The following is a 24040-nucleotide window of genomic DNA, read 5'->3' on the forward strand; positions in this document are numbered from 1 at the left end:
TCAGCTCGTGGTCGTCGAGACGCTGAGGCGCGGCGTCGTCTTGATCGTCTGCAGCACGACGCAGTAGCGCTCGGTCAGCCGCTCGAGGGTGGCCAGCTGGTCAGCATCCGCGTCGGTGTCGAGTTCGAACGAGAGCCGGATGTCGGTGAAGCCGACTGGCACCTCCTTGTCGACCGCCAGGGTGCCACGGAAGTCGAGATCGCCCTCGGCCTTGATCGTGCCGCCGCGCACCTCGATCCCGAGGGACGTCGCGACGGCGCTGAGCGTGACGCCGGCGCACGCGACCAGTGCCTCGAGCAGCATGTCGCCGGAGCACAGCTGGGTGCCGTCGCCCCCGGCGGCCGGATGCAGACCGGCGGCAGCCATCGCACGTCCGGTGTCCAGCGAGCAGCTGACTCCGTCCCCGAGGTGCCCGGAGGACGTCAGCGTGACGACTGCTGAGTCCGGGTCGTCGCGGTACTGCTGCTTGAGCGGTCCCTGCACGGCACTCAGCGTGGAGTCGGTCATGGTCGACAGTAACCAGACCACAGGCTGTCCCGTTCACGGAATCGGCATCGAAAGTTCACGTGCCGCACCCAAGAATCACACATGTCAGGACATTCCCGCTTCTAGGCTTCAGTCATGACGTCCACGCCGCCGCACGCGCCGTGGACGTCGACGTACCGGCTGTCCTCGGAGACTCGCCAGCAGCGCATCCTGCGCGCGATCCATCGCCTCGGCCACCCGGGCATCAAGGCGCTCGGCACGACCGGCGACGCCGACCCCACGATCGTCATCGAGTGCGCCTCGGCCGCGGCAGAAGTACGGTCCCGTCAGGTCGTGATGGCCGTCGACGCGCTGGCGGTGCGCACCGAGACGACTCGGGCCGCCGGAGCTCCCGAAGCTGTGGCGCCGAGCCACCCGCAGAGGTTCAGGGCGTCGGACCTCATCCGAAGATTGCTCTGAGATTCATGTCGCACTCGCGCCTGTCGACTTGAGTCTCCGCACCTACAGGCGTACATGTGGGTGAGTACGTTTTCGCCTCAAGCAGATGGGTCGATCGTCACCGCGATCGTCACCTGCTTCCCCCTGCCGAGGAATGGTTCCATGATCGACCTTGTCATCCGCCCATTGGCCGGACTGCTGCTGTGCGCATTGTTCGCAGCACTCGTCCTGTCGCTCCCGACCATCATTCGTCACGTACGCGCATGGGTCGCCCAGATCCGCGAGGGCAACCTGCCCGCGCCCGTGCTCAGCCTGATCCGCCAGCGCGAGGAACCCGCCGAGCCGACCTCCGAGCGCAAGGCCTCCTGAACCACCGGCTCAACGGCGGACGGCCGCGCCCGAGTGGACGTAGGTCCATGGCCGGCTGAGCTTCGGGCCCAGGAGGTAACGCTGCTCCAGCTCGGTGATCTCGAAACCGGCGGAGCGGACCAGCTCGGGGATGTCGCGCGTGAGGTGGCAGCCGCCCGCGAGGGACTTCTGGACCGGCTCCATGCGCCGCTGCCACCGCACGACCTCAGGCTGTGGCGCCAGCCCGTGCTCGAGGAAGTGGAACGTGCCGCCGGGCCGCAACACGCGATGGACCTCGCGCAGCGCCTGCTCCACGTCGGGGATCGTGCAGAGCGTGAACGTCGACAGTGCCGCGTCGAATGCTCCGTCGGGCTCGTCGAGGGACTGGCCGTCGAGTCCCGACCGTGTGATCGGCGTACGGGATACGGCCCGGCGATCGGCCGACATGCCCCAGGCGACGTCCGAGGGCTCGACCGCCGCGAGGGACTCGACGGCGTCGGGATACTTCTCGATGTTGAGCCCCGAGCCGAAGCCGAGTTCGATGACCCGGCCGGTCAGGCCCGCACACACGCGTTCGCGGGCCTTCATCACGTCGCCCGTCGACAGCGACTTGTCGACGAGGTGGGGCAGGATCCGATCCGTCCAGAGGGCCATGCTCGATCGTACGTCTCAGGTTCTGGGACGCCGACGGTCTCGATCTGAGCGCTCGTGAGGCGGGTCAGCCGTTCGCGCAACGTCGGGAGCCCCGAACCGCGCAGCTCGTCGAGTGCCACGCCCCGCCCGCCGGACACGAGGAGCAACGCCAGCGCCGACTCCTCGACGAGCGGTCCGTCGCCGTGCGACAGGTCGACGTCGTACGACATCAGAGTCAAACCGGCCAGTGTCTTCTTGCTGCCACCCCTCGACTCTGAGGTGCGGGCCTGGAGCCAGAACGCGTCGATCGGACGTCTGGCTGGTGTCCAGGTTGCAGCGCACGTGAGTCTGAGCGATGCGGGCTCAGCCGCGCTTCGGGTACTCGCCCTCGATCGCGATGCAGAACCTGAGCATGAGGAACGACATCATGTTGTTGTGGGGCGCGCTGTTGCCGGCGTACTGGACCACACAGAGCCACAGCGTCGTCTGCGGTGGCCCGGCAGAGCCGAACACCGCGACGCCGTCACCCTGGGCCTACAGCTGACCGGGAGGCTGCCGCTCGTTCCCCTGGGTGTTGGAGATGTTGAACGAGTGGGTGTGCTGCGGCATCTCCATGCCGAGCAGCGACACGGCAGGGGTGCCGCCCGTCTGCCCCCCACATCTAATCGGCCGACAGGCCGTGTGCACAACAGGTTTCACAGCAGGTCTTAGTCGAGACGGATAACCGCCTTGCCGGTGTTGTCCCCGGCGAGCATCCCGGCGAAGGCCGAGGGCATCTGCTCGAGACCGTCGGTGACGTGCTCACGGTAGACCAGCTCACCAGAGTCGAGCCAGGCGCCAACCCGGGTTTCGAACTCGGGGATGAGGTGGTTGTGGTCGAACACGATGAATCCCTGTAGGCGCAGGCGTTTTCCGATCGCGCGGAACAGGCGGCCTGGGATCATCGGCACCTCGGTCGCGGTGTAGACCGACACCGCGCCGCACAGCGCCATGCGGCCGTACCAGTTGATGACCTCCAGCGCGGCGGCGAGATGGTCCCCGCCGACGTTGTCGAAGTAGACATCGAACCCGCCGGGGAACGCCTGCGCCAGCTGTTTGGTCAGCTTGCCGTCCTTATAGTTGAAGGCGTGGTCGAAGCCCAGCGTCTCGACGGCATAGCGGACCTTGTCCTGGGTCCCAGCGCTGCCCACGACACGAGAGGCTCCGGCGAGCCGGGCGAACTGGCCCGCGAGCCCGCCGACGGCACCGCCGGCCGCCGACACGAACACAGCCTCACCCGCTGTGAATGACGCGACGTCGAACAGTCCTGCGTACGCCGTCAGGCCCGGCATCCCGAGCACACCGAGATAGTACGTCCACGGGTGGCCGCCGGGCTCGATGACCCGCACCTCGTCGGCACGGGCGATGGCGTGCTCGCGCCAGCCGTGGTCGTGCACGACCATGCTCCCCTCGGGGACGCGGGGGTCATGACTGGCGATGACCTCGCCGACCGCCCCGCCCGGCATGGGCTCGTCGATCTGGAACGGCGGGATGTAGGACGGGACGTCGTTCATCCGCGGGCGCATGTAGGGGTCGATCGACAGCGCCACGTTGCGGATGAGCACGTCGCCCTCGGCAGGATCGGGCAGCTCGCGCTCGACGAGCCGGTAGTCGTCGGCCACCGGCACGCCGTGCGGACGGCGGGCCAAGTGGAACTCACGGGTCTTCTGGGTCATCTGCTCTCCACTCAGACGATCGAGGCGACGACGCCACTGGTGGCGCCACCGTCGACTTGGTACTCGGCACCCGTCACGAAGCTCGCGTCCTCCGAGGCCAGGAACAGCACGACCGCGCTGATCTCCTCCGGCTCGGCGAAGCGGGGCACGGGGTAGTCGCGGGTGTTGTCCTCACTGATGCCATCGTTCATCGGCGTGCGTACGTAGCCGGGATGCACCGAGTTGACCCGGATGCCGTCGCGCGCCAGCTCCAGCGCCGCGGTCTGCGTCAGGCCGCGGAGCGCCCACTTGCTCGCGACGTAGCCCGACAGCAGCGGGCTGCCGATCATGCCGAGCGCCGACGAGGTGACGATGATCGACCCGCCGCCGGCCGCGGCCATCGCCGGCGCGGCGTGCTTGATCCCGAGGAACGCACCGTTGAGGTTGACGTCGAGCACGCGCTGCCAGTCGGCGAGCGGCAGGTCGGTGATCTGCCGCGGCTCGGGCAGCATCGCGGCGTTGTTGACCAGCACGGTGGCTGGGCCGTGGGCGGCCTCGGCCGCCCCGACGAACTCCACCCAGCTGGACTCGCTCGAGACGTCGAGGGGGTGGAACTGTGCCGCGTCGCCCAGCTCGTCGGCCAGGGCGGCGCCGTCGTTGATATCGCCGAAGAACACGCGTGCTCCCTCGTCGACGAATCGGCGTACGTGCGAGGCGCCGATGCCTCGCGCGCCCCCGGTGACCAGGACGGATCGTTGCTCGAAGCGGTTCATGATGCGGTTCCTTCCACGGTGGTGATCGATGCGGTCTCGTGCGGGGCCGGAGGCTGGATCGCCCGTTTGACGATCTTGCCCGACGGTCCCTTGGGCAGCTCGTCGACGAACCAGATGGCTCGCGGGTACTTGTAGGGCGCGACGGACTCGCGGACGAACGCCCGCAGCTCGTCGGCCGTGACCGTGTGCCCGTCGCGCAGCGCGACCGCCATGCCGATCTCCTCGCCCAGCCGGGCGTCCGGCAGGCCGACGACAGCGACCTCACGAACGGCCGGGTGCTGGTGGGCGACCTCCTCGACCTCGCGCGGATAGACGTTGTAGCCGCCGCGGATGATCAGGTCCTTGATGCGGTCGACGATGAAGAGGTAGCCGTCCTCGTCGAGCCGGCCGAGGTCGCCGGTGTGGAACCAGCCGTCACGGGTGATGGCCGCCGCGGTCTCGGCGGGCCGGCGCCAGTAGCCCTTCATGACGTTGTGACCGCGGATGACGACCTCGCCGACCGCTCCCGCCGGGAGGCTCTCGCCGTCCTGGTCGACCACGGCGACCTCGACCCCCTCTATGGGTGTCCCCACGGACCCGACCTTGCGCACGTGGTCCGGGTGGTTCGTGGTCGCGGTGGGCGACGTTTCCGACAGGCCGTAGCCCTCCAGGACGGCACAACCGAACGTCGCCTCGAACTCGCGGAGCACCTCGACCGGCAGCGCCGCTCCCCCGGAGACGCACGTGCGCAGCCGTGACAGGTCGCGGCTCGCGGCGGTCCGCGCGTGTGCCAGGGCGGTGTACATCGTCGGCACACCGAGGAACACCTCGATCTGGTGGTCCTCCAACAGGTCGAGGGCCCGCTCGGCGTCGAACCGCGGCAGCAAGGTCAAGGTCGCGCCTGCGGAGATCGTGGCGTTGAGCGCACACGTCTGACCGAACGAGTGGAACAACGGCAGGCACCCGAGGACGGTGGAGCCGTGCCCGATCCCCAGCAGGTCGCGGTTGAGTTCGGCGTTGACCCGCAGGTTGTCGTGCGTGAGCTCGGCACCCTTGGGCTGGCCCGTCGTGCCCGACGTGTAGAGGATCACGGCGGTGTCGTCGCCCGCCCGCAGTGCCACCTCGGCGCTGGGCTCGGCGCCGGCCAGCAGGCTTCCGAACGTCTCAGGGCTGACCTGCATCGCGTGGTCGGGCGCCGCCCCCGCGACCTCGTGCCAGACGAAGACTTCACGCGCCCCGGAGTCGTCGAGGTAGTAGTCGACCTCTCGCCTCACCAGCAGCGGGTTCATCGGGACGACCACGGCGCCTGCGCGCAGGATCCCGAAGTAGATCGCTGCGAAGTGCGTCACGTTCGGCAGCATCAGGCCAACCCGGTCGCCCGGCTCGACCCCCCGCGAGCGCAGGAGCCCGGCCACCTCCGACGAGACGCGGTCGACGGTCCGGTAGGAGAAGCTCTCCTCGTCCAGGCGCACCGCTGTCGAGGTGCCGTGGTGCGCGGCGCTGTCGGGCAGGAGGGTCGCAAGATTGGCGTTCATGCCGCGGTGCTGACGCGATGGGTGAGCAGCACCGACTCCGGCGCCACACGTCGGGCCTCCGGGTTGAAGTCCGGGGCCGCAGTGACCAGCAGCGTCCGGCCATCGGGCCCGCCGAGGGCGCACGCGAACGCCGACAGTCCTCCGGGCAGGTCGAGCTGCTCCAGGATCGTGCCGGTGTCGTCGATGCGTACGCACCGCTGGTGCAGGGAGTCGGCCACCCACAGGTGCCCGGCCGCGTCGATCGCGCAGCCGTCCGGGGCGTAGTCCACCTGGGCGACCATCTCGGCGACCGGGGCCACCGCCGTCGTCGGCGCGACCTGCGCCCACGTGCGACGGTCGGTGAGGCTGCCGTCCGGCTCGATCGTGAAGGCGCTGTGGCGGCTCGCGAAGGTCTCTCCCACGATCAGCGTCCTGCCGCCGTCGGTGATGACGCTGCCGTTGGGAAACCACAGTTCCGACGCGGCGACGTGGACGGACCCGTCGGGACGTACACGCAGAAGGTCTGCCGGGACGAACTCTTCCCCGCCGTTCAGGTCGAAGCCGAAGTTGCCGACGTACGCGGTCCCGTCAGCCGCGACCACCATGTCGTTGGCCGGTCCCCCGCAGTACGCCGCGAGGTCGGCGTGCAGCGTGCTGATCCCGTCCGGCGCGACCCGTCGGATGCGCTGGGCCAACATCTCCACGACCAGCAGCGAGCCGTCCGGCAGCCATCCGAGGCCGCCTGGATGGTCTTCGTGCAAGGTCAGCACGACCTCGGAGCCACCGTCCTCGTCGAGGGTGACGACGCGGTCGTCGTAGAAGTCCGAGACCCACCACCGCCCGTCGTGCCACCTCGGGCACTCGTAGAAGGCGCCAAGGGGACCGAGCTGCTGCCATGCGGGACGAGTCACGAGGGTTCTCCTGTGGGGATGCGGGCCGAGGTGAGGCGTGAGACGGATCGGGCCAGGTCGGGAGCGTCCGCGGCGGCCACCGCCAGCAGCAGAGTCGCGAACAGGAACTGGCTGAGCGAGTCCTCCAGGGCGTTGACCGAGAAGATCGCCTGCAGGAAGCAGATCGCCAGGGCTCCGGCGAGGATGCCGACGACCCTGCCGCGACCGCCCTTGAGTGTCGCGCCGCCGGCCAGTGCAGCGACGACTGCCAGGACGAGGGTCTTGATGTCGGGGTTCGGGTTGGCCGACGCGGTGCTGAACGACAGCAGTACGCCGCTGCAGGCCGCCAGCGCCCCCGACGACGTGAACGCGAGGACCAGCACGGCGTCGACGCGCACGCCGGAGGCACGGGCGGCACGACGGTCGCTGCCCACCGCACGGGAGTCCCGACCCCAGGTCGTCAGGCCCATGGCCAGGCCGATCGCGAGCGCCAGGGCGCCGGCGATCAGCGTCCCCGGCGACAGCACGGTCATGACCGGCTTGGTGATCCAGAGCGCGACGTCGGAGTTGTCATAGCTGAGGATCTGGTTGCCGCTGGCCCACAGCGTGCCCCCGGTCAGGGCGATGTACGTCGCCATGGTGACCGGCACCGAGCTGATCTGCAGACGGCTGACCAGCACGCCCTGCACGAGCCCGATGACGAGCCCCACACCGAGGGCGGCCGCCGCGCCGACATAGGGCGACTCGTCACCGAATCGGATCGCGAGCACCGCGGCCAGGGGCGCGATACCGGCCACCGACAGGTCGAACTCCCCACACATCAGCGTGATGCCGAGCGCCAGGGTCAGGGGCGCCAGCCAGGCGAGCTGCTGGAACACGTTGAACACCGAGAACGAGGTCAAGGTGGCCCCGCTGATCGCCGGCGATACGAAGAACGCCACCGCGGTGACGGCGAGGACGACCGCGGGGATCGTCACGTCCTGGCGCAGGTGCAGGCGGTTCATGCCCTCCTCCCCTCTCCCGAGCGCAGGTGAACAATCACGACGGCCAGCAGCACGACGAGACCTTTGACGCAGATCTGGGCGCCGCTGTCGAAGCCGCGCAGCAGCAGCAGGTCCGACACCGTCGCGACGGCGAGCGCACCCGCGAGCGTACGAAGGGCGGAGCCGCGCCCGCCCGCGACCGACGCACCGCCGACCAGGGCAGCAGCCACCGCGTCGAACGTCAGGTTGCCACCGACCTCCAGCGACGCGTTGGTCGTGATCGCCCCGAGGAACATGCCCGCGATCGCGGTCAGGATGCCGGCGACCAGGAATGCGGAGGCGACGACCCGGCCGAGCCGCAGCCCCGCCACACGGGCCGCTTCGCGATTCTCACCGACGAGGAAGATGCGCCGCCCCCAGCGGGTGGAGGTGAGCGAGAGGTGCAGAGTGACCGCGAGGACGCCGAAGGCGAAGACGCTGACCGGGATCGTGCCCACCCGACGGTTGAGCACGTCCAGGCTCGAGCTCGAGGTCGTGACGAGCGCGCCGTCGGTCGTGACGAGCACGAGACCCTGCACCAGCGAGGCTGCCGCGATGGTGACGATGATCGGGTTGACCGCCCAGGCCCCGATCAGCCAGCCGAGCAGCGCGTACAGCCCACCCACGACGGCGAACGTCGTGACCACCGCCACGGCGAAGCTGCTGTCGAGCGTGCCGACGAACACGATCGCGGCCAGCGATGCTGCCGCAGCCGTCGCCATCGAGACCATGCCACCGACGACGAGGATCACGGTGGCTCCGAGCGCCGCGATGCCCACGATGCTCGCCGAGGTGACGATCGTCCGCAGGTTCGCGACCGTGAAGAAGTTGTCCGTGGTTGCCCCGAGGGCCAGCACCACGAGGAGTCCGAGGACGGCGACCGCGGTGTCCCACCTCGGAGGGGCGACCAGGCGGCGGGCGCGCGTCACCGCCACCCCGGGGCTCGATTCGACGAGGTCCTTGATGCTCATGAGGCACTGCCCTTCTGGTGGGTGATCTCGCCGAGCACGGTCTGCGACGAGACGGGCGTCGCGTGCCGGCCGACCTCGCGTCCGCCCCAGAACGTGATGACCGTGTCCGGCAGGTCGACGAGCTCGTCGAGGTCGGTGGACGAGTAGATGACGGCCATGCCGTCATCGGCCAGACCGCGCAGCAGATCGTGGATCACGGCGCGGCCCGCGACGTCCACGCCGCGGGTCGGCTCGTCGAGCACGACGACACGGACGTCCTCGCGATCCAGGGCACGCGCGATCGAGACCTTCTGCTGGTTTCCACCGGACAGCGAAGCGACCGGCGCTGCCAGGTGCCGGTCGAGGACGCCCGCCTTCCGGGCGACGCCGGCGGCGAGCTTCCCAGCCCGGCGGCGACTCAGGAAGCCGTGGCGGCCGCTGACATCACGGAGCCGGGTCGCGGTGATGTTGTCGGCGACCGAGCGGCGCAGGAACAGCCCCTCGGTCTTGCGGTCACCCGACACATAACCGATCCCGGCGCGTACGGACACCGCGGCATCGCCGAGTCGTACGCGGCGTCCCTGCACCGCGACAGCCCCTCGAGCGGTCGGTTCCAGCCCGGCGATTGCACGGATCACCGTCTCGGCCCCGGAGCCGACCTGGCCCGCGAGGGCATGAACCGTGCCCGGACGTGCCACGAGGTCGAACGGGTGCAGCGAACCTGCGACCTGCAGCCCGCGGATCTCGATGGCGGGCACGCCGTCGGCGGCGTCGCGGCTGATGCGCTGGTGGGCCGCGACCGAGCGCCCGATCATCTGCTCGACGAGCTGCGAGACCGTCAGGTCGGCGGCAGCCGTCGTTGCGATGACCTTGCCGTCGCGGATCACGGTGACGCGGTCGCACAGGGCGAGCACCTCTCCGAGCCGGTGCGAGACGAACACGACCGTACGCCCGGCGGCCGCGACCTTGCGGATGGCGGTGAACACCCGGTCGATCTCAACGTCGGACAGTGTCGCGGTCGGCTCGTCCAAGATCATCAGAGAGGCCCGTCGACCGAGGGCCCGGGCGATCTCGACGAGCTGTCGCTCGCCGAGCGTGAGCCGCTCGACCGGCGTCGACAGGTCGAGGTTCGCGAGCCCCACGTCGGCGAGGTGCTGTCGCGCCTCGGCGCGCCAGGCGCGGGTCGCCGCTCGACCACGGGGCCGGGACGTCGCGCCAAGCGCGAGGTTCTCGCCGACCGTCAGCGCAGGGACCACGCTGAGCTCCTGGTCCACGATCGCGATTCCGGCCTGCTGGGCCGCGTACGGGGTCGACAGGTCGGCTGTCCCGCCGTCGATCGCGATCTGGCCTGCGTCAGGAGCCAGCTGTCCGGACAACATCTTGACGACGGTGCTCTTGCCGGCGCCGTTGGGGCCGCAGAAGCCGTGGATCTCGCCCGCCTCGAGCGTGAGCGTCACGTCGTCTACGGCCTGGAAGTCCCCGAAGCTCTTCTGCAGGTTCTGCGCGTCGAGTCGCGGCGGACGGGGCCCGCCGCCCGGCACCCCAGGAGCTGGGGTGCCGGGCTCGACAGTCACGCGTGGCTGCACTGCTCCGCGAACTGGTCGACGTTGTCAGGATTGATCCGCTCCTCCTTGATCGTGACGTGCTGCTCGACGTCGTCACCGGTCAAGAACTTGGTGGTGTAGTCCGCCGTCTCTTTGGCGAGCGTGCCAGGGTCTTCGGTGTTGGTCCCGTACATCTCGCCCTTCTTGATCGCGTCGATCCCGGCCTTGAAGCAGTTGCCGCTGACGACGAGGAGGCCGTCCTTGCCTCCGACCTTCATGCCAGCCTGCTTGGCGGCCTGGATGATCGGGATCGCCAGGTAGTCCGACATGCCATACGCGGCGTCGATGTTGCCCTTGCCGTGCTTGGCGATCAGCTGCTGCGCCTGCTGCAGCGCGAGGGTCGGGTTCCACTGGCTGTCGGTCGTCTCCAGCACCCTGTACTCCGGCGCCTTCTTCATCTCCTCGTCGAACGCCTCCTGACGCTGCTGCGTGAGCAGCATCGCCTTGAGGCCACCGATCGCGATGATGTTCGCCTTCTTCTTGCCCTGCGCACGGAGGCCCTCGATCAGGTTCTCGGCGGCGAGGCGACCCAACGCCGGGTTGTCCGACTCGACCGAACGAACCTGGTCGCGCACGGAGGGGTCCGGCGGGCCGTCGAAGGTGATCACCGGGACGCCGGCCTGCTTGGCCTGCTTGATGCCCAGGATGGTCGCCTTGTTGTCGAGCAGGGTGATGACGATGGCGTCGGGCTTCTGCGCGATCGCCTCGCGGAACTGCTGGACCTGCTCGGTCGGCGACAGCGTCAGCATCGGCTTGACGGTGACGCCCTCGGCCTTCATCTCCTGGGTGAAGATCTTGTTGAAGTACCCGGCCCAGGTGTTGGAGTTGGCGCCTGCCAACAGCATGACCGTCTTGCCCTTGGCGGAACCGCCCTTCGCGGCCTCACCCCCCGAGTCGCTCGATCCGCAGGCGGCCAGGGTCGTGCTGGTCGCGACGGCAGCGACGGCCAGGGCCGCCATCCGCCTGCGTGCGCCGATCCTGCGCCGCCGTGTGTGTGCGAAGTCCATCTGATCCTCCTGCTCGGTGCCTGACCCGTGTGACCCGGGCCACGTCGGCCTCAAGCCAATCGCCTGGAGGACCCCACAACAATGGACATCTGCACACACTCGGGACAGTTCGGTGGACAAACGCACACCGGCGCGCTCAGACGGACTGGTGCCGAAGCGCATGCAGCCGGAGCGCGAGGTGGATGTCCAGCCGTCTCTCGGGGTCCTCGAGGGCAGGCAGCACCGAGGTGATCGTGGCCAACCGCTGTCGCACCGTGTTGGGGTGCAGGAACGTCGCGTCAGCGGTCCCCCGCACGCTCTCGCCCGCCGTCAGGTAGATCCGCAGGGTCGTCGCGAGGTCAGTGCCACGGCCGCGGTCGTACGCCAGCAGGGGCCCGATCAGGCCCTCCAGGTAGGAATCGAGCTCATCGGCCGACAGACGTCCGAACACCGTCGCGTACGGCGCCAGCTCGGCTTCGAACACGACCTCTCCGCGGCGCCCGAGGGCGAGCGCCAGGCGCAGGGAACGCTGCACGTTCGTGAACGCACCCGGCAGACGGATCGGGTCCGCGACGTCGCTCGAGACGGCGACAGTCGGCTTCACGTCCTCGCGCGAGAGCGCCCGGAGCAGCCTGCCCCCGGTGTCGTCCGCACGCTCCTCGCTCGCGAGCAGCACCAGCGAGCCATTGAAGAAGCCGACCAGTCCCGGCGCGTTGCCGAGTTCCTGCCGCACGCGCTCCAGCGCGCGCCCCGAGGCCAGGCCGCCGACGTCCACCACGTACATGCGGATCGAGTCCTGCAGCTGAACGCCGTGCCGCGCGGCGTGCACGGCCAGGCCTTCGAGATCGTCTTGGGGCTCCCGCAGCAGGCCGATCACGATGTCGGCCATCGCGCGGTTCGAAGCCGCGACCAGCCGGTCCCGGGACAGCATGAGCCCAGCAATGTGGATCGCACCGACCTCGAGGGTCTGGAGGTCGGACGCGACCGGCGGCTGGCCGAATCGCGCGACGACGGATCCGAGGAACTGAGTCTGGCCGCGGATCGCGGCGACCCCGGCCGACCCCGCGACCACCGCGTGACGAGCCTCAAAGCTCTCCGAGGCAGCAGCATCCAAGTCGGCGCCGGTCACCGGCTGCGCGGACGCGCTCTGCGTGCCGTGGGACTCGTCCCGCACCGCCACGGGCGCTCGAAGGATCTCCGACAATGCCTCCACGAGCTCGTCGAGGGTGCCGCCGTTCATCGAGATCTCGGCGAGCCGGCCTTGCACGTCAGCCATGTGGCGCAGTGCCGAGGCCTCGCTACGGTGCGCCTCGGCGGCGGCGCCGATCTCGGCGATCTCGGCGGCCAGCGCTTCGCGTCGCAGCGCGTTCTCGACTGCGGCGCCTCCGACCTTGCCCCATGCCACCAGCAGCGCGATCTCGTCGTCGGAGAAGTCTCGCACCGACCTGAACCCGACGAAGACCACGGCCGGCATCGGACGCCCCGGGAGCCGAGCAGGCGCCCCCGCAAGAGCCGCGATTCCCTCCGCGTGGATCGAGCTGACGTTTATCGGGTGGTGGCGAAAACGCCCGTCGTGCTCGTAGTCGGACGTCCAGAACGGGCGAAGGTGATCGATGATGAATCCGTAGATGCCGAATCCGCGGATCGTCGACCGGTCGTTGATGAATGCCTCCGACAGGAATCCTTCGGTCTGCCGAACGTAGAACTCATCCGTCTTCTCGTCGTGCATCGTGAAGTACGCGACATCGCTGCCGAACATCTCCCGAGCTCCCCGAACGACGGCGGAGATGACCTCGTCGGAGCTCTCCATGACCGCAAGATCGGCTGCGCGGTAGGCGACGGACAGCAATGACCGCTCAAAGCCTTTGTTGTCCTCCACCGTGTGCGCAGTCACATCGGAATCGTGACTGGCGGGCGGCGGGCTGTCAAAGGTCGGTCCGTAGAACCTGCTCAATACTCTCCACCACACTTGTGTGGAACTTACCTCCGGACTCACCTATCGCTCGCGTGAGTGCCGAAACCTCAATGGTCCCGAACCGGGTTCGCGCCGACGTGCGAAAGGCCATAGAGGTCATGAGTGCAGACAACGAGCGTGAAAAGCGCGAAGAGAAACAGGCGAAAAGTCGTACGGGGAACATGCCCTCGATGCGGTGAACCGACGCAGAGGAAGCCGGTTGGTAGACCTCCGATTTGGTGCTCCAAGCATGTCGTAGGGCTGCATACAAGGAACGGAGAGCAGCGTCCCGACGCGCCATCGCGCCCGAAGTCGTGGGCCGTCTCGAGACCCGCGAGCACCCGGTCGGCACATGCGTCGACGGGACCATCGCCTCTCCTGCCGGATGCCGTCGCGTCATCTACGAGCTCGCGCGTCTGGCGCGTGACGGCACATTGCAGAGCGATCCCAAGTGGGAATCGACGATGATCGCCATTCGTGGCGGCGGCTTGTACGACGCGATTTACGCGCCGTTCCCAATAAGGCGGCCGCCGCGCTGACACCGCTCGAAGCTCAGTCCGCGTCTGAACTGAGCGCGGACCGGGCCCGTTCGACGAGTGACGACAGCGACGTCCTCCACCCCGGCAGATCGATCGACAGGGTCAGCCAGGTCAGCTCGCGGTTGATCTGGTCGTACTGGTGGATGATGAAGTTGCGGTTGGCGACGGCCAGCGCCCACTCGACGCCATCGGGTGCGAGCACGTCGAGTCGCGACAGCCGATTCGCGGCCTCGCCGAGCTTCATCATCAACGAGTCCCCCGCCTCTTGCAGGAGAGCATCGGCAAGGTAATCATCCTTGATGCGCGACGATCTCGGCGGACCGATCGAGCCAGCCCTCGATGTGCACCAGTTCCTTGGCGGACTTGCGATTCATCCCAGCAGCACCGCACCGTCCGTCGTCGGCGTCAGACCTCCGCACGAGATCAGGTCGACCTCACGGCCGAGGACCTGCTCAATCGGTTGCTTGAACCGGACGGCTCGAACGACGACGTACCGGCCGGCGCATCCACGATCAGGTCGATGTCGGAGTCCTAGGCCTCTGACCTGTGCAAACGCGCGGATTCAGACGTTGAAGCGGAACTCCACCACGTCGCCGTCGGCCATGACGTAGTCCTTGCCCTCCATGCGCACCTTGCCGGCGGACTTGGCCGCAGCCATCGTGCCGGCTTCGATGAGGTCGTCGAACGAGACGATCTCGGCCTTGATGAAGCCGCGCTCGAAGTCGGTGTGGATGACGCCGGCGGCCTGCGGGGCGGTGGCGCCCTTGGGGATCGTCCAGGCGCGCGACTCCTTGGGGCCGGCGGTGAGGTACGTCTGCAGGCCGAGCGTGTCGAAGCCGACGCGGGCCAGCGCGTCGAGGCCGGGCTCGTCGACGCCCATGTCGGCGAGCATCTCGGCTCGCATCGCCTCAGCCTCCTCGTCGTCGCCGAGTTCGACCAGCTCTGCCTCGGACTTGGCGTCGAGGAAGATCGCCTCGGCCGGCGCGACGATCTCGCGCATCCGGGCCTTGAGGTCCTCGTCGTTGAGCTCGTCGGTGTCGCAGTTGAAGACGAACAGCTGGCGCTTGGCGCTCAGCAGGTGCAGGTCGCGGATCGCGTCGAGGTCGAGCCCGGCCTGGAACGCACCCTTGCCGCCCTCGAGCACGGCCTGCGCCTCCTTGGCGGCCTCGAAGGCGGGTACGAGCGACTTGTCCTTGCGCGACTCCTTGTCGAGCCGCGGCAGCGCGTTCTCGAGGGTCTGCAGGTCGGCGAGGATCAGCTCGGTCGAGATCGTCTCGATGTCGTCGGCGGGCGAGACCTTGCCGTCGACATGGGTCACGTCCTCGTCGCGGAAGACACGGGTGACCTGGCAGATCGCGTCTGACTCACGGATGTGCGAGAGGAACTTGTTGCCGAGCCCCTCCCCCTCGGAGGCGCCGCGGACGATGCCGGCGATGTCGACGAACTGGACCGTCGCGGGGAGCTGGCGCTCCGAGCCGAAGATCTCGGCGAGCTTGCCGAGCCGGTGGTCGGGCACGCCCACCACGCCGACGTTGGGCTCGATCGTCGCGAACGGATAGTTCGCCGCAAGGACGTCGTTCTTGGTCAGTGCGTTGAAGAGGGTCGACTTGCCCGCGTTGGGGAGTCCGACGATGCCGATGCTGAGAGCCACGATCGACAAGCCTACGGGTTCAAGGGTGTTCGAGGCGAAACGCCCGGAGCTCCACGTCGTACCACTCCGACCTGAGGCCGAGGTCCGTCATGCCGAGCCGCCGGCAGACGGCCTGCGAGGCGTCGTTGTCCGGGTGGGTCACGGCATAGATCTCCGCCAGCCCGGTGGCGAATGCCCGGTCGACGACCGCCTGCGCAGCCTCAGTGGCGTAGCCGTTGCCCCACGCATCGGGGTGGAAGTGCCAGCCGACCTCCATGTCGTCACGCTGGACGCCCTCGCTGGGCGGCAGTGGCGCGAACAGGACCATGCCGGCCGGCGTCCCGGTCTCCCTGACGCTGACGTGGAAGATGCCCGCGGCCGGGTGGTCACCGGCGCGCTTGGGCTGACCCGCAATACGCCTGAGCGCCTCGTCACGATCGGCGATGGGTACGCCGGTGCCGCTCCATCGCGCGACCTCGGGCCGGCGGAACACGTCGTAGAGGAAGTCGGCGTCATCAGGAGTGAAGAGTCGAAGGGTCAGGCGTTCGGTCTCGATCGTCTGGGTCACCTCTCGGTTCTATCAGGCGGGACCGACCGACCCGTTCGGCGACACCGGGATCATTGACGGCTCGCTGCGGGTGCCATGAACTACCGTCGAAGCATGTCGCAGGCGGTGTCGCGCACACCCTCAGCCATGGCGCAACGCGATCTGAGCGCTCGCCAGGCGATCGTCGTTGCCTGCCTCGCGATGGCCGGGATCATCTTCCTCGACCTGATGGACGGCCGGCTCGGACTCCTGTTCTCGGTCGGCTTCGTCCTGATCGCCGTGACCGTGCCATTGGCGGTGGATGTACGTTCACTGTTCCCGGCCGGCGTGCTGCCCCCGGCGCTGCTGCTCGGCAGCCTGCTGCTGATCTGCATGTTCGACTCGTCGGCGATCCACGTCGAAGGGCTGGCCAAGGACGCGGGCCTGGTCGGCCTGTTCATCGGGACGGTCATCGACCACGGCCTGACGCTCGTGATCGGCCACGGGCTGGCGCTCGGCGTGATCGCGCTGCGGATCCTCGGGGACCGTCGAGGCTGAGTCCACGGTCAGCCGTTGGCCTGGTCGATGTAGCACCAGCGCCAGGCCTCGCCCGGCTCGAAGCTGCGGATGACGGGATGCTGCGCCGACTCGTAGTGCTTCGTGGCGTGCTTGCCGACCGACGAGTCGCAGCAGCCGACGTGCCCGCAGTCCATGCAGAGCCGCAGGTGCACCCAGTCGGCGCCCTCGGCGAGGCACTCCTCGCAGCCCGTCGGCGTGACCGGGTTGGGCACGGCGCACGCGTTCGCCAGGTGCTCGCACGCCGCGTCGGGATCTGACGGACGCAGGTCCTCCTCGCGGTCCGCGGTCGACTCGTCCTGGGACGCCACGTCGAGGATCGACTCCTCGACGTCGAGCGCGTTCATGACCTGGGCCAGCACGGTCTGGTCGACCGTGCCGAGCTTGCGGATGCGGAGCAGCTCGTCGCGCTCGCGCCTGATCATCTCGCCGCGGATGCGGGAGTACTGCGCGCTCGGGGTCTCCGCGCCGCCGAGCCGCTCCCACACGGCGTTCGTACGGTCGATGGCTCGCTCGCGCAGGCGGTGCATGACGGCATCCGACACCGAGTCGTCGACCTCCTCGTCGAGGTAGGCCATGCCGGCGTCGGTGACGGACTGCAGCACCGTGGCTTCCTGGAGGTGGTCCTCCTGGATGTCCGGGCCGGGCACCTTGAGCCAGCGCACGAACAGCGGGATCGTCATGCCCTGGATCATCAGGGTGCCGACCGTGACGACGAACGCCATCAGCACCAGGACCTCGCGCTCGGGCGTGTCCTCGGGCAGCAGGAACACCGCCGCAAGCGTCACGACGCCGCGCATGCCGGTCCATGCGACGAGGAATGCCGACTGCGGGGTGGGCCGCGCCTCGGACTCGGCGATCCTGGGGATCATGCGTGGCAGGTACGTCGCGGGGAACACCCATACGATGCGCAGCACGATGACGGTCACCAGCACCGCGATGCACGACCAGGTGATGCGGGTGGCCGACAGCTCGCTGTTGCTGAGGTCGTCGACGATCGACCGGATCTGCAGCCCGATCAACAAGAAGACGGCGTTCTCGAGGACGTACGAGATGGTGGTCCAGTTGGTGCGCTCGAACAGCCGCGACGACGCCGACTGGATGCGCGGCGACTTGTGCCCGAGGATCACCCCGGCCACGACGACCGCCAGCACGCCTGAGGGCTGCGAGTCCATGCCGTGGATGTGGATCTCCTCCGCCGGCAGGTAGGCGATCCACGGCGTCAGCAGCGACACCGCCACGTCGGTCACGTCGTCCTGGATCAGCCTGCGGATGTGGCCGATGACGAACGCGACCGCGAGGCCGATCGCGACACCGCCGATGGCCGAGACCAGGAAGCCGCCGCCGACCTGCCACACGCTGACGGTGCCGGAGATCGCCGCGATCGAGGTGCGCAGCGTGACGATCGCGGTCGCGTCGTTGACCAGGCTCTCGCCCTCGAGGATCGTGACGACCCGGCGCGGCAGGCCGACCCGGCGGGCGATCGCCGTCGCGGCAACGGCGTCAGGCGGCGCGACGACGGCACCCAGCGCGAAGCCGACCGCGAGCTTGACGTCGAGCAACGCCCAGACGACGAGACCGACGCCGACCGTCGTGAACAGCACGAGTCCCACGCTGAGCAGGGCGATCGGTCGCCGGTACGTCTGGAAGTCGATCAGCGACGTGCGGATCGCCGCGGCATACAGCAGGGGCGGCAGCAGCCCGATCAGGACGATCTCGGGCGTGAGCTCGAAGTCGGGGACGAACTCGAGGTAGGACCCGATGATCCCCACGACGATCAGCACCAGAGGCGCGGAGATCTTCATGCGGCCGGCCGCGGCGCTGACGGTGACGACGATGGCCAGCAGGGTCACGAGCGTCAGGGCGGTGTGCACGGGTCCATTCTCTCAGTGGCGTCCAGCACCTCCCGCACGCGTCTGCCACGATCTAGCCATGAGCAGCGTGACCTCCTCGCCGACCTTCGTCCGTTCTGATCTCGTCATCCTGGGCGGAGGTGGCGTCGCCGTCGTGCTGGCCGGGATCGCGCACTACGCCGACTGGACCGCCGTCGTCGCATTCGTCGTCTCCGCAGTCGCGGTCACCCTGCTCGCCACGCTGGTGGGGCGGAGCGTCGAGCAGCTCGGCGACCGGTTCGGTCCCGGCGCGACCGGGGTGCTGCAGTCGGCGCTCGGCAACCTGCCGGAGCTGTTCATCTGCATCTTCGCCCTGCGCGCCGGCCTGGTCGACGTCGTCAAGGCGGCGCTGGTCGGCTCCGTCCTGGCCAACCTGCTGTTCGTCCTCGGGCTGGCATTCGTCGTCGGCGGCCTCAAGCACGGGACGCAGCGGCTCGACTCGGAGCGCGCTCGTACGATCGCGGTCCTCATGCTGCTGTCGGTGTCGGCGATGGCGATCCCTTCGCTCGCGCACGGTCTCCACACGCCCGCGGTGGCGCACGAAAAGGCGTTCTCGATCATCGTCGCCGTCGTGCTGCTGGTGCTGTTCGCACTGTCCCTGCCGGCATCGCTCAAGCGCGGCGCAACAGCAGCAGACCCGCACGCCGAGGCGCCGCGCTGGAACGTCGGGCTCGCGATCGGCCTGCTGGCCATCGCCAGCGCCCTCGCCGCGTTCGTCTCGGACTGGTTCGTCGACGCTCTCGAGCCCGCGATGGACGCGCTCGACGTGTCGCAGGTGTTCGCCGGGCTCGTCGTCGTCGCGATCGCCGGCAACGCGATCGAGAACATCGTCGGCGTGCAGCTCGCCGCCAAGGGGCAGTCCGAGTACGCGTTCGCGGTGATCCTCAACAGCCCGATCCAGATCGCCCTGGTGCTCGCGCCGGCGCTCGTGCTGATCAGCGTCGCGTTCGGGCTCTCCACCCTGACGCTGGTGTTCAGCCCGCTGCTCGTCGCCTGCCTGTTGCTGTCGGTCGTGCTGGCGACGGTCATCACGATCGACGGCGAGTCCAACTGGCTCGAGGGTGCGTCGTTGATGGCGTTGTATTTCATCGTGGCGACGGCCTTCTGGTGGGGGTGACGTGCGCTCCGCGACGGGGTAAGTCGCGGTGGGACGCGTGCAGGCTTACGTTGGTGGGACATCACTGGCTGTCTTTCGGGGGGAAGCATGTCCATCAGCACACCGCGCCGACTTGGGGTCGGTCTCGCCGCCGCTCTTGCAGCCGGCTCACTTGTCGCCACCAGCACTGCGGGTCCCAGCTCGGCCAAGGGCAGTGGGTCCACGGCTCATGGGTACGGCGGGGCGGTCTCGTCCGTCGACGCGAATGCCAGTCGGATCGGGCTCGAGGTGCTCCGCAAGGGCGGCAACGCCGCTGACGCCGCCGTGGCGACAGCTTCGGCGCTCGGGGTCGCGGAGCCCTACAGCGCCGGCATCGGCGGTGGCGGCTACTTCGTCTACTACGACGCCCGCACCCACAAGGTCAGCACGATCGACGGCCGCGAGACCGCGCCGGCCGGCATCACGCACGACGCGTTCATCGACCCGGCGACCGGCAAGCCGTACAACTTCACCCCCGAGCTGGTCTCCTCAGGCGTCGCGGTCGGCGTGCCCGGCACGCTGGCGACCTGGGACTCCGCGCTCAAGCGGTTCGGCACGCGTTCGCTGGCTCGTACGCTCGCACCGTCGATCGAGCTGGCCCGCAAGGGATTCGTCGTCGACACCACGTTCCGCAACCAGACGCTCGACAACAAGGCGCGGTTCGCGGCGTTCCCCGACACCGCCAAGCTGTTCCTGCCCGGTGGCGATGCGCCGCAGGTCGGCACGCGGTTCCGCAACCCCGAGCTCGCCGCGACGCTGAGCACGATCGCGAAGCGTGGACCCGCGGCGTTCTACCGCGGCCCTCTCGCGGCCGAGATCGCCGACATCGTGCAGCACCCGGTGAAGGACCCCTCGTCGACGCTGCCGGCTCCGGCCGGATCGATGACGACTGCGGACCTGGCGGCGTACGAGGTCAGGAAGCAGGACCCGACGAAGGTCTCCTATCGCGGGCTCGACGTGTATGGCATGGCGCCGTCGTCCTCGGGCGGCACGTCGGTCGGCGAGGCGCTCAACATCCTCGAGAACTACGACCTCGGCAGCGGGCCGAAGCTGGCCCAGAGCCTGCACCTCTACCTCGAGGCGTCGGCGCGGGCGTTCGCGGACCGTGGCGCGTACGTCGGGGATCCGGCGTACGTCGACGTGCCGACCGAGACGCTGCTGAGCCAGAAGTTCGCCGACTCGCGGGCCTGCACGATCGATCCCGACCACGCGTCGACCCGCCCGGTGGCCGCCGGAGCGCTCGACGGCTCGGGATGTGCGACCGCGAAGCACGAGGAGAAGGCCGACACGGAAAACGTCTCGACGACGCACCTCTCGGTCGTCGACAAGTGGGGCAACGCCGCGGCATACACGCTGACGATCGAGCAGACCGGTGGCTCGGCGATGACGGTGCCCGGACGCGGCTTCCTGCTCAACAACGAGCTGACCGACTTCAGCGCGGTCTACGACCCCAAGGACCCCAACCGCATCGAGCCCGGCAAGCGCCCGCGATCGTCGATGTCGCCGACGATCGTGCTCAAGGACGGCACGGTCAAGTACGTCGTCGGATCGCCGGGTGGCGCGACGATCATCACGACGGTGCTGCAGATCCTGCTCAACCGGATCGACCTCGGCATGACGCTGCCCGAGGCCGTCGCCGCGCCGCGTGCGTCACAGCGCAACGCCGCGGCGACGCCTGCGGAGCCGGAGTTCATCAAGGCGTACCAGGACCTGTTGGCGCCGTACGGTCAGGTGCTGACGCCGTCGGGTGACCAGTTCACGTCGGCGGCGGAGATCGGTGCGGCGGCGACGATCGAGGTCGACAGCCACGGCAAGCTCACGGCCGCTGCGGAGCCGAAGCGCCGAGGCGGCGGGTCAGCCCTGGTGGTCTGGCCGACGAAGCACTGACCGACCGAGATTTGGATTGGTCTGCACCACGCCAGCTCTCTGGGTGGTGCATGTCGATCCAAATCTCGGCGCGTCCGTCCAGTCAGGCCTGGGCGGCCAGCTTCATGTCGCGGCGGAGCTCCGGGGGCAGGGCGAAGATCAGGGACTCGTCGGCCGTGCGTACGGCCTGGGCGCCCGGGTGCCCGCGCTCGGCGAGGTAGCCCAGCACCTCCTGCACGAGATCGTCCGGCACCGAGGCGCCTGACGTGACGCCGACGTGCTCGACGCCGTCGAGCCACGCCTCGTCGATCTCGGAGATGTCGTCGATGCGATAGGACGCCTTGGCGCCGGCCTCCAGCGCAACCTCGACGAGGCGTACGGAGTTGGAGGAGTTGGCCGAGCCCACGACGATCACGAGATCGGCATTCTTGGCGATCTCCTTGACCGCGACCTGGCGGTTCTGGGTGGCGTAGCAGATGTCGTCGCTGGGCGGATCCTCCAGCTGCGGGAACTTCTCGCGCAGCCGGCGTACGGTCTCCATCGTCTCGTCGACGCTGAGGGTCGTCTGCGACAGCCACGACAGACGCGTGCCCTCGGGGAACTCGAGATCGTCGACGTCGTCGGGGGTCTGCACGAGCGTGATGTGGTCGGGCGCCTCGCCGGCGGTGCCCTCAACCTCTTCGTGCCCCTCGTGCCCGATCAGCAGGATGCGGTAGCCCTCGTTGGCGAAGCGCCGCGCCTCGTGGTGCACCTTGGTCACCAGCGGGCAGGTCGCGTCGATCGTCTTGAGGCTGCGCTCGGCGGCCTCCTCGTGCACCATCGGGGAGACGCCGTGGGCCGAGAACACCACGGTCGCGCCCTCGGGGACCTCGTCGAGCTCCTCGACGAAGATCGCGCCGCGGTCGCGCAGGTTGTTGACGACGTGCTTGTTGTGCACGATCTCCTTGCGTACGTAGACCGGTGCGCCGTAGAGGTCGAGCGCCTTCTCCACCGTGATCACGGCGCGGTCGACGCCGGCGCAGTAGCCGCGCGGGTCGGCCAGCAGCACGCTGCCTCCGACGGGGGGCATGCCGAGCTCGATCGTGGAAGACATGTGGACGAGTCTAACGGTGTCGGTCGAAGACCCTAGGGTGTGCGTATGGCTCTGGAGACGACCTCGGACGCACCTGCGCCGCTGCGGCAGATCTCCCAGCTGATCGACGGCTACATCAGCCGGCTCGGGGCGGTGTGGGTCGAGGCCGAGATCGCCCAGCTGACCCGCCGGCAGGGCGTCTGCTTCCTCACACTGCGCGACCTCGTCGCCAAGATGTCGATCGACGCGACATGCCACGCCAGCATCCTCGACGCCTCCCCCACGCCCATCACCGAGGGCTCCCGCGTGATCGTGCACGCCAAGCCGTCGTTCTACCTCCCCCGGGGCCAGCTTGCCCTCGAGCTGCGCGAGATCCGGCCGCAGGGCGAGGGTCAGCTGCTGGCCCAGCTCGAGCGTCGCAAGCAGCTGCTCGCCGCCGAGGGGCTGTTCGACCCACGGTTCAAGAAGACGCTGCCGCTCCTCCCCCGTGGCATCGGCCTGATCACCGGCAAGAACTCCGCCGCTGAGCGCGACGTCCTCCAGAACGCGCAGCTCCGCTGGCCCGACGTACGTTTTGTGGTCCGCCACGCGCTGATGCAGGGCAACGGCTCGGCGCTCGACGTCATGGGGTGCCTCAAGAACCTCGACGCGGACGCCTCGATCGACGTCATCGTCATCGCCCGCGGTGGCGGCTCCGTCGAGGACCTGCTGCCGTTCTCCGACGAGGCATTGATCCGCGCCGTCCACGCGTGCGCCACGCCAGTCGTCAGCGCGATCGGCCACGAGCCCGACAGCCCGATCCTCGACCTCGTCGCCGACCTGCGCGCCTCGACGCCCACCGATGCCGCCAAGCGGATCGTGCCGGACGTGCGCGAGGAGCTCGCCGGCCTCGCGGCGATGCGGCAGCGCTCGTCGCACGCGATCCGGGCGATTCTCGGCCGCGAGATCCAGGGCCTCGCCGCGATCCGGTCGCGCCCCGTGCTGGCCAACCCCACGACGCTCGTCGACGCCCAGCAGAGCCTGATCCACGAGACCCGCGACCGCGCCCGCCGCTCGCTGGGGCACCGGCTCGACCGGGCGCACGACGAGGTCGGGCACCACCTGGCGCGCGTACGCGCGCTCTCACCACTGGCGACCCTCGAACGCGGCTACGCCGTCGCCCAGCTCCCCGACGGCACCGTCGTCACCTCGATCGACCAGGTCGCCCCCGACGACGAGCTCACGGTGCGCGTGTCTGACGGCACCCTGGGCGTACGCACCCTGACCAAGGAAACTGCGCCGCACAAGGAAGGCCAACATGGCTGAGACACCGACGACTCCCGAGATCCCCTACGAGCAGGCGCGTGACGAGCTCATCTCCGTCGTGCAGAAGCTCGAGGTCGGCGGCACGAGCCTCGACGAGTCGATCGCACTGTGGGAGCGCGGCGAGGTGCTCGCCGGCATCTGTCAGCAGTGGCTCGACGGTGCCCGCACGCGCCTCGCCGCAGCGGCCGGGCTCGACGCCGAGGATGCCACCGACGACTAGCCGCGCGG

At 69.0% G+C, this 24040-nt stretch carries 25 protein-coding genes; 8 read left to right on the plus strand and 17 right to left on the minus strand.

The features are described 5' to 3' along the window. Window positions 1-507: an OsmC family protein gene (locus ESP70_RS05855; protein WP_149688340.1), complete on the minus strand. Its 507-nt coding sequence runs from the start codon at window positions 505-507 to the stop codon at window positions 1-3. A 114-nt stretch (window positions 508-621) separates the two neighbouring features. Here ESP70_RS05855 and ESP70_RS05860 point away from each other — a divergent pair, with 114 nt between their 5' ends. Together ESP70_RS05860 and ESP70_RS05865 are read left to right on the plus strand one after the other, a co-directional pair. Beyond that, window positions 622-945, plus strand: a complete 324-nt coding sequence (locus ESP70_RS05860; RefSeq protein ID WP_149688341.1) for a hypothetical protein — start codon at window positions 622-624, stop codon at window positions 943-945. Window positions 946-1086: 141 nt separating this feature from the next. Continuing rightward, window positions 1087-1293, plus strand: coding sequence for a hypothetical protein (locus ESP70_RS05865; protein ID WP_149688342.1), 207 nt, complete (start codon window positions 1087-1089; stop codon window positions 1291-1293). Between the two features lie 9 nt (window positions 1294-1302). Here the strand turns inward: ESP70_RS05865 and ESP70_RS05870 are convergent, their stop codons facing one another. The 11 genes from ESP70_RS05870 to ESP70_RS05915 all read right to left on the minus strand — a co-directional run bounded on the left by ESP70_RS05870 (window position 1303) and on the right by ESP70_RS05915 (window position 13211). Continuing rightward, the gene (locus ESP70_RS05870) at window positions 1303-1926 is read right to left on the minus strand and encodes a class I SAM-dependent methyltransferase (RefSeq protein ID WP_149688343.1); all 624 of its coding nucleotides are present in this window, start codon (window positions 1924-1926) and stop codon (window positions 1303-1305) included. 342 nt (window positions 1927-2268) lie between these two features. Continuing rightward, complete coding sequence (locus ESP70_RS20045; protein ID WP_188110509.1) at window positions 2269-2418, minus strand: hypothetical protein; 150 nt, start codon at window positions 2416-2418, stop codon at window positions 2269-2271. Window positions 2419-2612: 194 nt separating this feature from the next. Then, a complete protein-coding gene (locus ESP70_RS05875) occupies window positions 2613-3635 on the minus strand; it encodes an NADP-dependent oxidoreductase (RefSeq protein WP_223148649.1) in 1023 nt (340 codons plus the stop codon). Continuing rightward, a complete protein-coding gene (locus ESP70_RS05880; protein WP_149688345.1) occupies window positions 3632-4372 on the minus strand; it encodes an SDR family NAD(P)-dependent oxidoreductase in 741 nt (246 codons plus the stop codon). The genes ESP70_RS05875 and ESP70_RS05880 overlap by 4 nt, the downstream gene beginning before the upstream one ends. Beyond that, window positions 4369-5886: a long-chain-fatty-acid--CoA ligase gene (locus ESP70_RS05885; protein WP_149688346.1), complete on the minus strand. Its 1518-nt coding sequence runs from the start codon at window positions 5884-5886 to the stop codon at window positions 4369-4371. Before ESP70_RS05885 ends, ESP70_RS05880 begins: the two co-directional genes overlap by 4 nt. Then, the gene (locus ESP70_RS05890) at window positions 5883-6776 is read right to left on the minus strand and encodes an SMP-30/gluconolactonase/LRE family protein (RefSeq protein ID WP_149688347.1); all 894 of its coding nucleotides are present in this window, start codon (window positions 6774-6776) and stop codon (window positions 5883-5885) included. Before ESP70_RS05890 ends, ESP70_RS05885 begins: the two co-directional genes overlap by 4 nt. Next, window positions 6773-7759, minus strand: a complete 987-nt coding sequence (locus ESP70_RS05895; RefSeq protein ID WP_149688348.1) for an ABC transporter permease — start codon at window positions 7757-7759, stop codon at window positions 6773-6775. The genes ESP70_RS05890 and ESP70_RS05895 overlap by 4 nt, the downstream gene beginning before the upstream one ends. Further along, window positions 7756-8748, minus strand: coding sequence for an ABC transporter permease (locus tag ESP70_RS05900; RefSeq protein WP_149688349.1), 993 nt, complete (start codon window positions 8746-8748; stop codon window positions 7756-7758). The genes ESP70_RS05895 and ESP70_RS05900 overlap by 4 nt, the downstream gene beginning before the upstream one ends. Then, window positions 8745-10301 carry a sugar ABC transporter ATP-binding protein gene (locus ESP70_RS05905; RefSeq protein WP_188110510.1) on the minus strand — a complete coding sequence of 519 codons (1557 nt, stop codon included), beginning with the start codon at window positions 10299-10301 and terminating at the stop codon, window positions 8745-8747. The genes ESP70_RS05900 and ESP70_RS05905 overlap by 4 nt, the downstream gene beginning before the upstream one ends. Then, window positions 10298-11338 (minus strand): sugar ABC transporter substrate-binding protein, encoded by a 1041-nt coding sequence (locus tag ESP70_RS05910; protein ID WP_188110511.1) that lies wholly within the window; start codon window positions 11336-11338, stop codon window positions 10298-10300. Before ESP70_RS05910 ends, ESP70_RS05905 begins: the two co-directional genes overlap by 4 nt. A 136-nt stretch (window positions 11339-11474) precedes the next feature. Further along, window positions 11475-13211 carry a helix-turn-helix domain-containing protein gene (locus ESP70_RS05915; protein ID WP_149688352.1) on the minus strand — a complete coding sequence of 579 codons (1737 nt, stop codon included), beginning with the start codon at window positions 13209-13211 and terminating at the stop codon, window positions 11475-11477. Window positions 13212-13585: 374 nt separating this feature from the next. Between ESP70_RS05915 and ESP70_RS05920 the strand changes: the two genes are divergently transcribed. Further along, window positions 13586-13810 carry a hypothetical protein gene (locus tag ESP70_RS05920; protein WP_149688353.1) on the plus strand — a complete coding sequence of 75 codons (225 nt, stop codon included), beginning with the start codon at window positions 13586-13588 and terminating at the stop codon, window positions 13808-13810. A gap of 13 nt (window positions 13811-13823) precedes the next feature. Here the strand turns inward: ESP70_RS05920 and ESP70_RS05925 are convergent, their stop codons facing one another. From ESP70_RS05925 to ESP70_RS05935, 3 genes are all read right to left on the minus strand, one after another. After that, complete coding sequence (locus ESP70_RS05925; protein WP_342780167.1) at window positions 13824-14180, minus strand: HepT-like ribonuclease domain-containing protein; 357 nt, start codon at window positions 14178-14180, stop codon at window positions 13824-13826. A 192-nt stretch (window positions 14181-14372) separates the two neighbouring features. Then, window positions 14373-15461, minus strand: coding sequence for a redox-regulated ATPase YchF (gene ychF, locus ESP70_RS05930; protein WP_149688355.1), 1089 nt, complete (start codon window positions 15459-15461; stop codon window positions 14373-14375). 19 nt (window positions 15462-15480) lie between these two features. Beyond that, on the minus strand, window positions 15481-16008 hold the full coding sequence (locus tag ESP70_RS05935) for a GNAT family N-acetyltransferase (RefSeq protein ID WP_149688356.1): 528 nt from the start codon (window positions 16006-16008) through the stop codon (window positions 15481-15483). A 93-nt stretch (window positions 16009-16101) separates the two neighbouring features. On the opposite strand from ESP70_RS05935, the gene ESP70_RS05940 reads away from it, so the two are divergent. Then, window positions 16102-16524, plus strand: coding sequence for a DUF6542 domain-containing protein (locus ESP70_RS05940; protein WP_149688357.1), 423 nt, complete (start codon window positions 16102-16104; stop codon window positions 16522-16524). Window positions 16525-16532: 8 nt separating this feature from the next. Here the strand turns inward: ESP70_RS05940 and ESP70_RS05945 are convergent, their stop codons facing one another. Then, the gene (locus ESP70_RS05945) at window positions 16533-18416 is read right to left on the minus strand and encodes a Na+/H+ antiporter (protein ID WP_149688358.1); all 1884 of its coding nucleotides are present in this window, start codon (window positions 18414-18416) and stop codon (window positions 16533-16535) included. Between the two features lie 58 nt (window positions 18417-18474). Between ESP70_RS05945 and cax the strand changes: the two genes are divergently transcribed. Next, entirely contained in the window at window positions 18475-19551 is a 1077-nt protein-coding gene (gene cax, locus ESP70_RS05950) for a calcium/proton exchanger (protein WP_149688359.1), read from the plus strand. An 87-nt stretch (window positions 19552-19638) separates the two neighbouring features. Further along, window positions 19639-21456 carry a gamma-glutamyltransferase gene (gene ggt, locus ESP70_RS05955; RefSeq protein ID WP_149688360.1) on the plus strand — a complete coding sequence of 606 codons (1818 nt, stop codon included), beginning with the start codon at window positions 19639-19641 and terminating at the stop codon, window positions 21454-21456. A gap of 82 nt (window positions 21457-21538) precedes the next feature. On the opposite strand, the gene ESP70_RS05960 is transcribed toward ggt, so the two are convergent. Next, window positions 21539-22528 (minus strand): 4-hydroxy-3-methylbut-2-enyl diphosphate reductase, encoded by a 990-nt coding sequence (locus ESP70_RS05960; protein WP_149688361.1) that lies wholly within the window; start codon window positions 22526-22528, stop codon window positions 21539-21541. A gap of 45 nt (window positions 22529-22573) precedes the next feature. Here ESP70_RS05960 and xseA point away from each other — a divergent pair, with 45 nt between their 5' ends. Together xseA and ESP70_RS05970 are read left to right on the plus strand one after the other, a co-directional pair. Beyond that, window positions 22574-23812: an exodeoxyribonuclease VII large subunit gene (gene xseA, locus ESP70_RS05965; protein ID WP_149688362.1), complete on the plus strand. Its 1239-nt coding sequence runs from the start codon at window positions 22574-22576 to the stop codon at window positions 23810-23812. Then, the gene (locus ESP70_RS05970; RefSeq protein WP_149688363.1) at window positions 23805-24032 is read left to right on the plus strand and encodes an exodeoxyribonuclease VII small subunit; all 228 of its coding nucleotides are present in this window, start codon (window positions 23805-23807) and stop codon (window positions 24030-24032) included. Before xseA ends, ESP70_RS05970 begins: the two co-directional genes overlap by 8 nt. The last annotated feature ends 8 nt before the right edge of the window (window positions 24033-24040 follow it).

This window comes from Aeromicrobium ginsengisoli (assembly GCF_004134905.2).
Lineage (GTDB): Bacteria > Actinomycetota > Actinomycetes > Propionibacteriales > Nocardioidaceae > Aeromicrobium > Aeromicrobium ginsengisoli.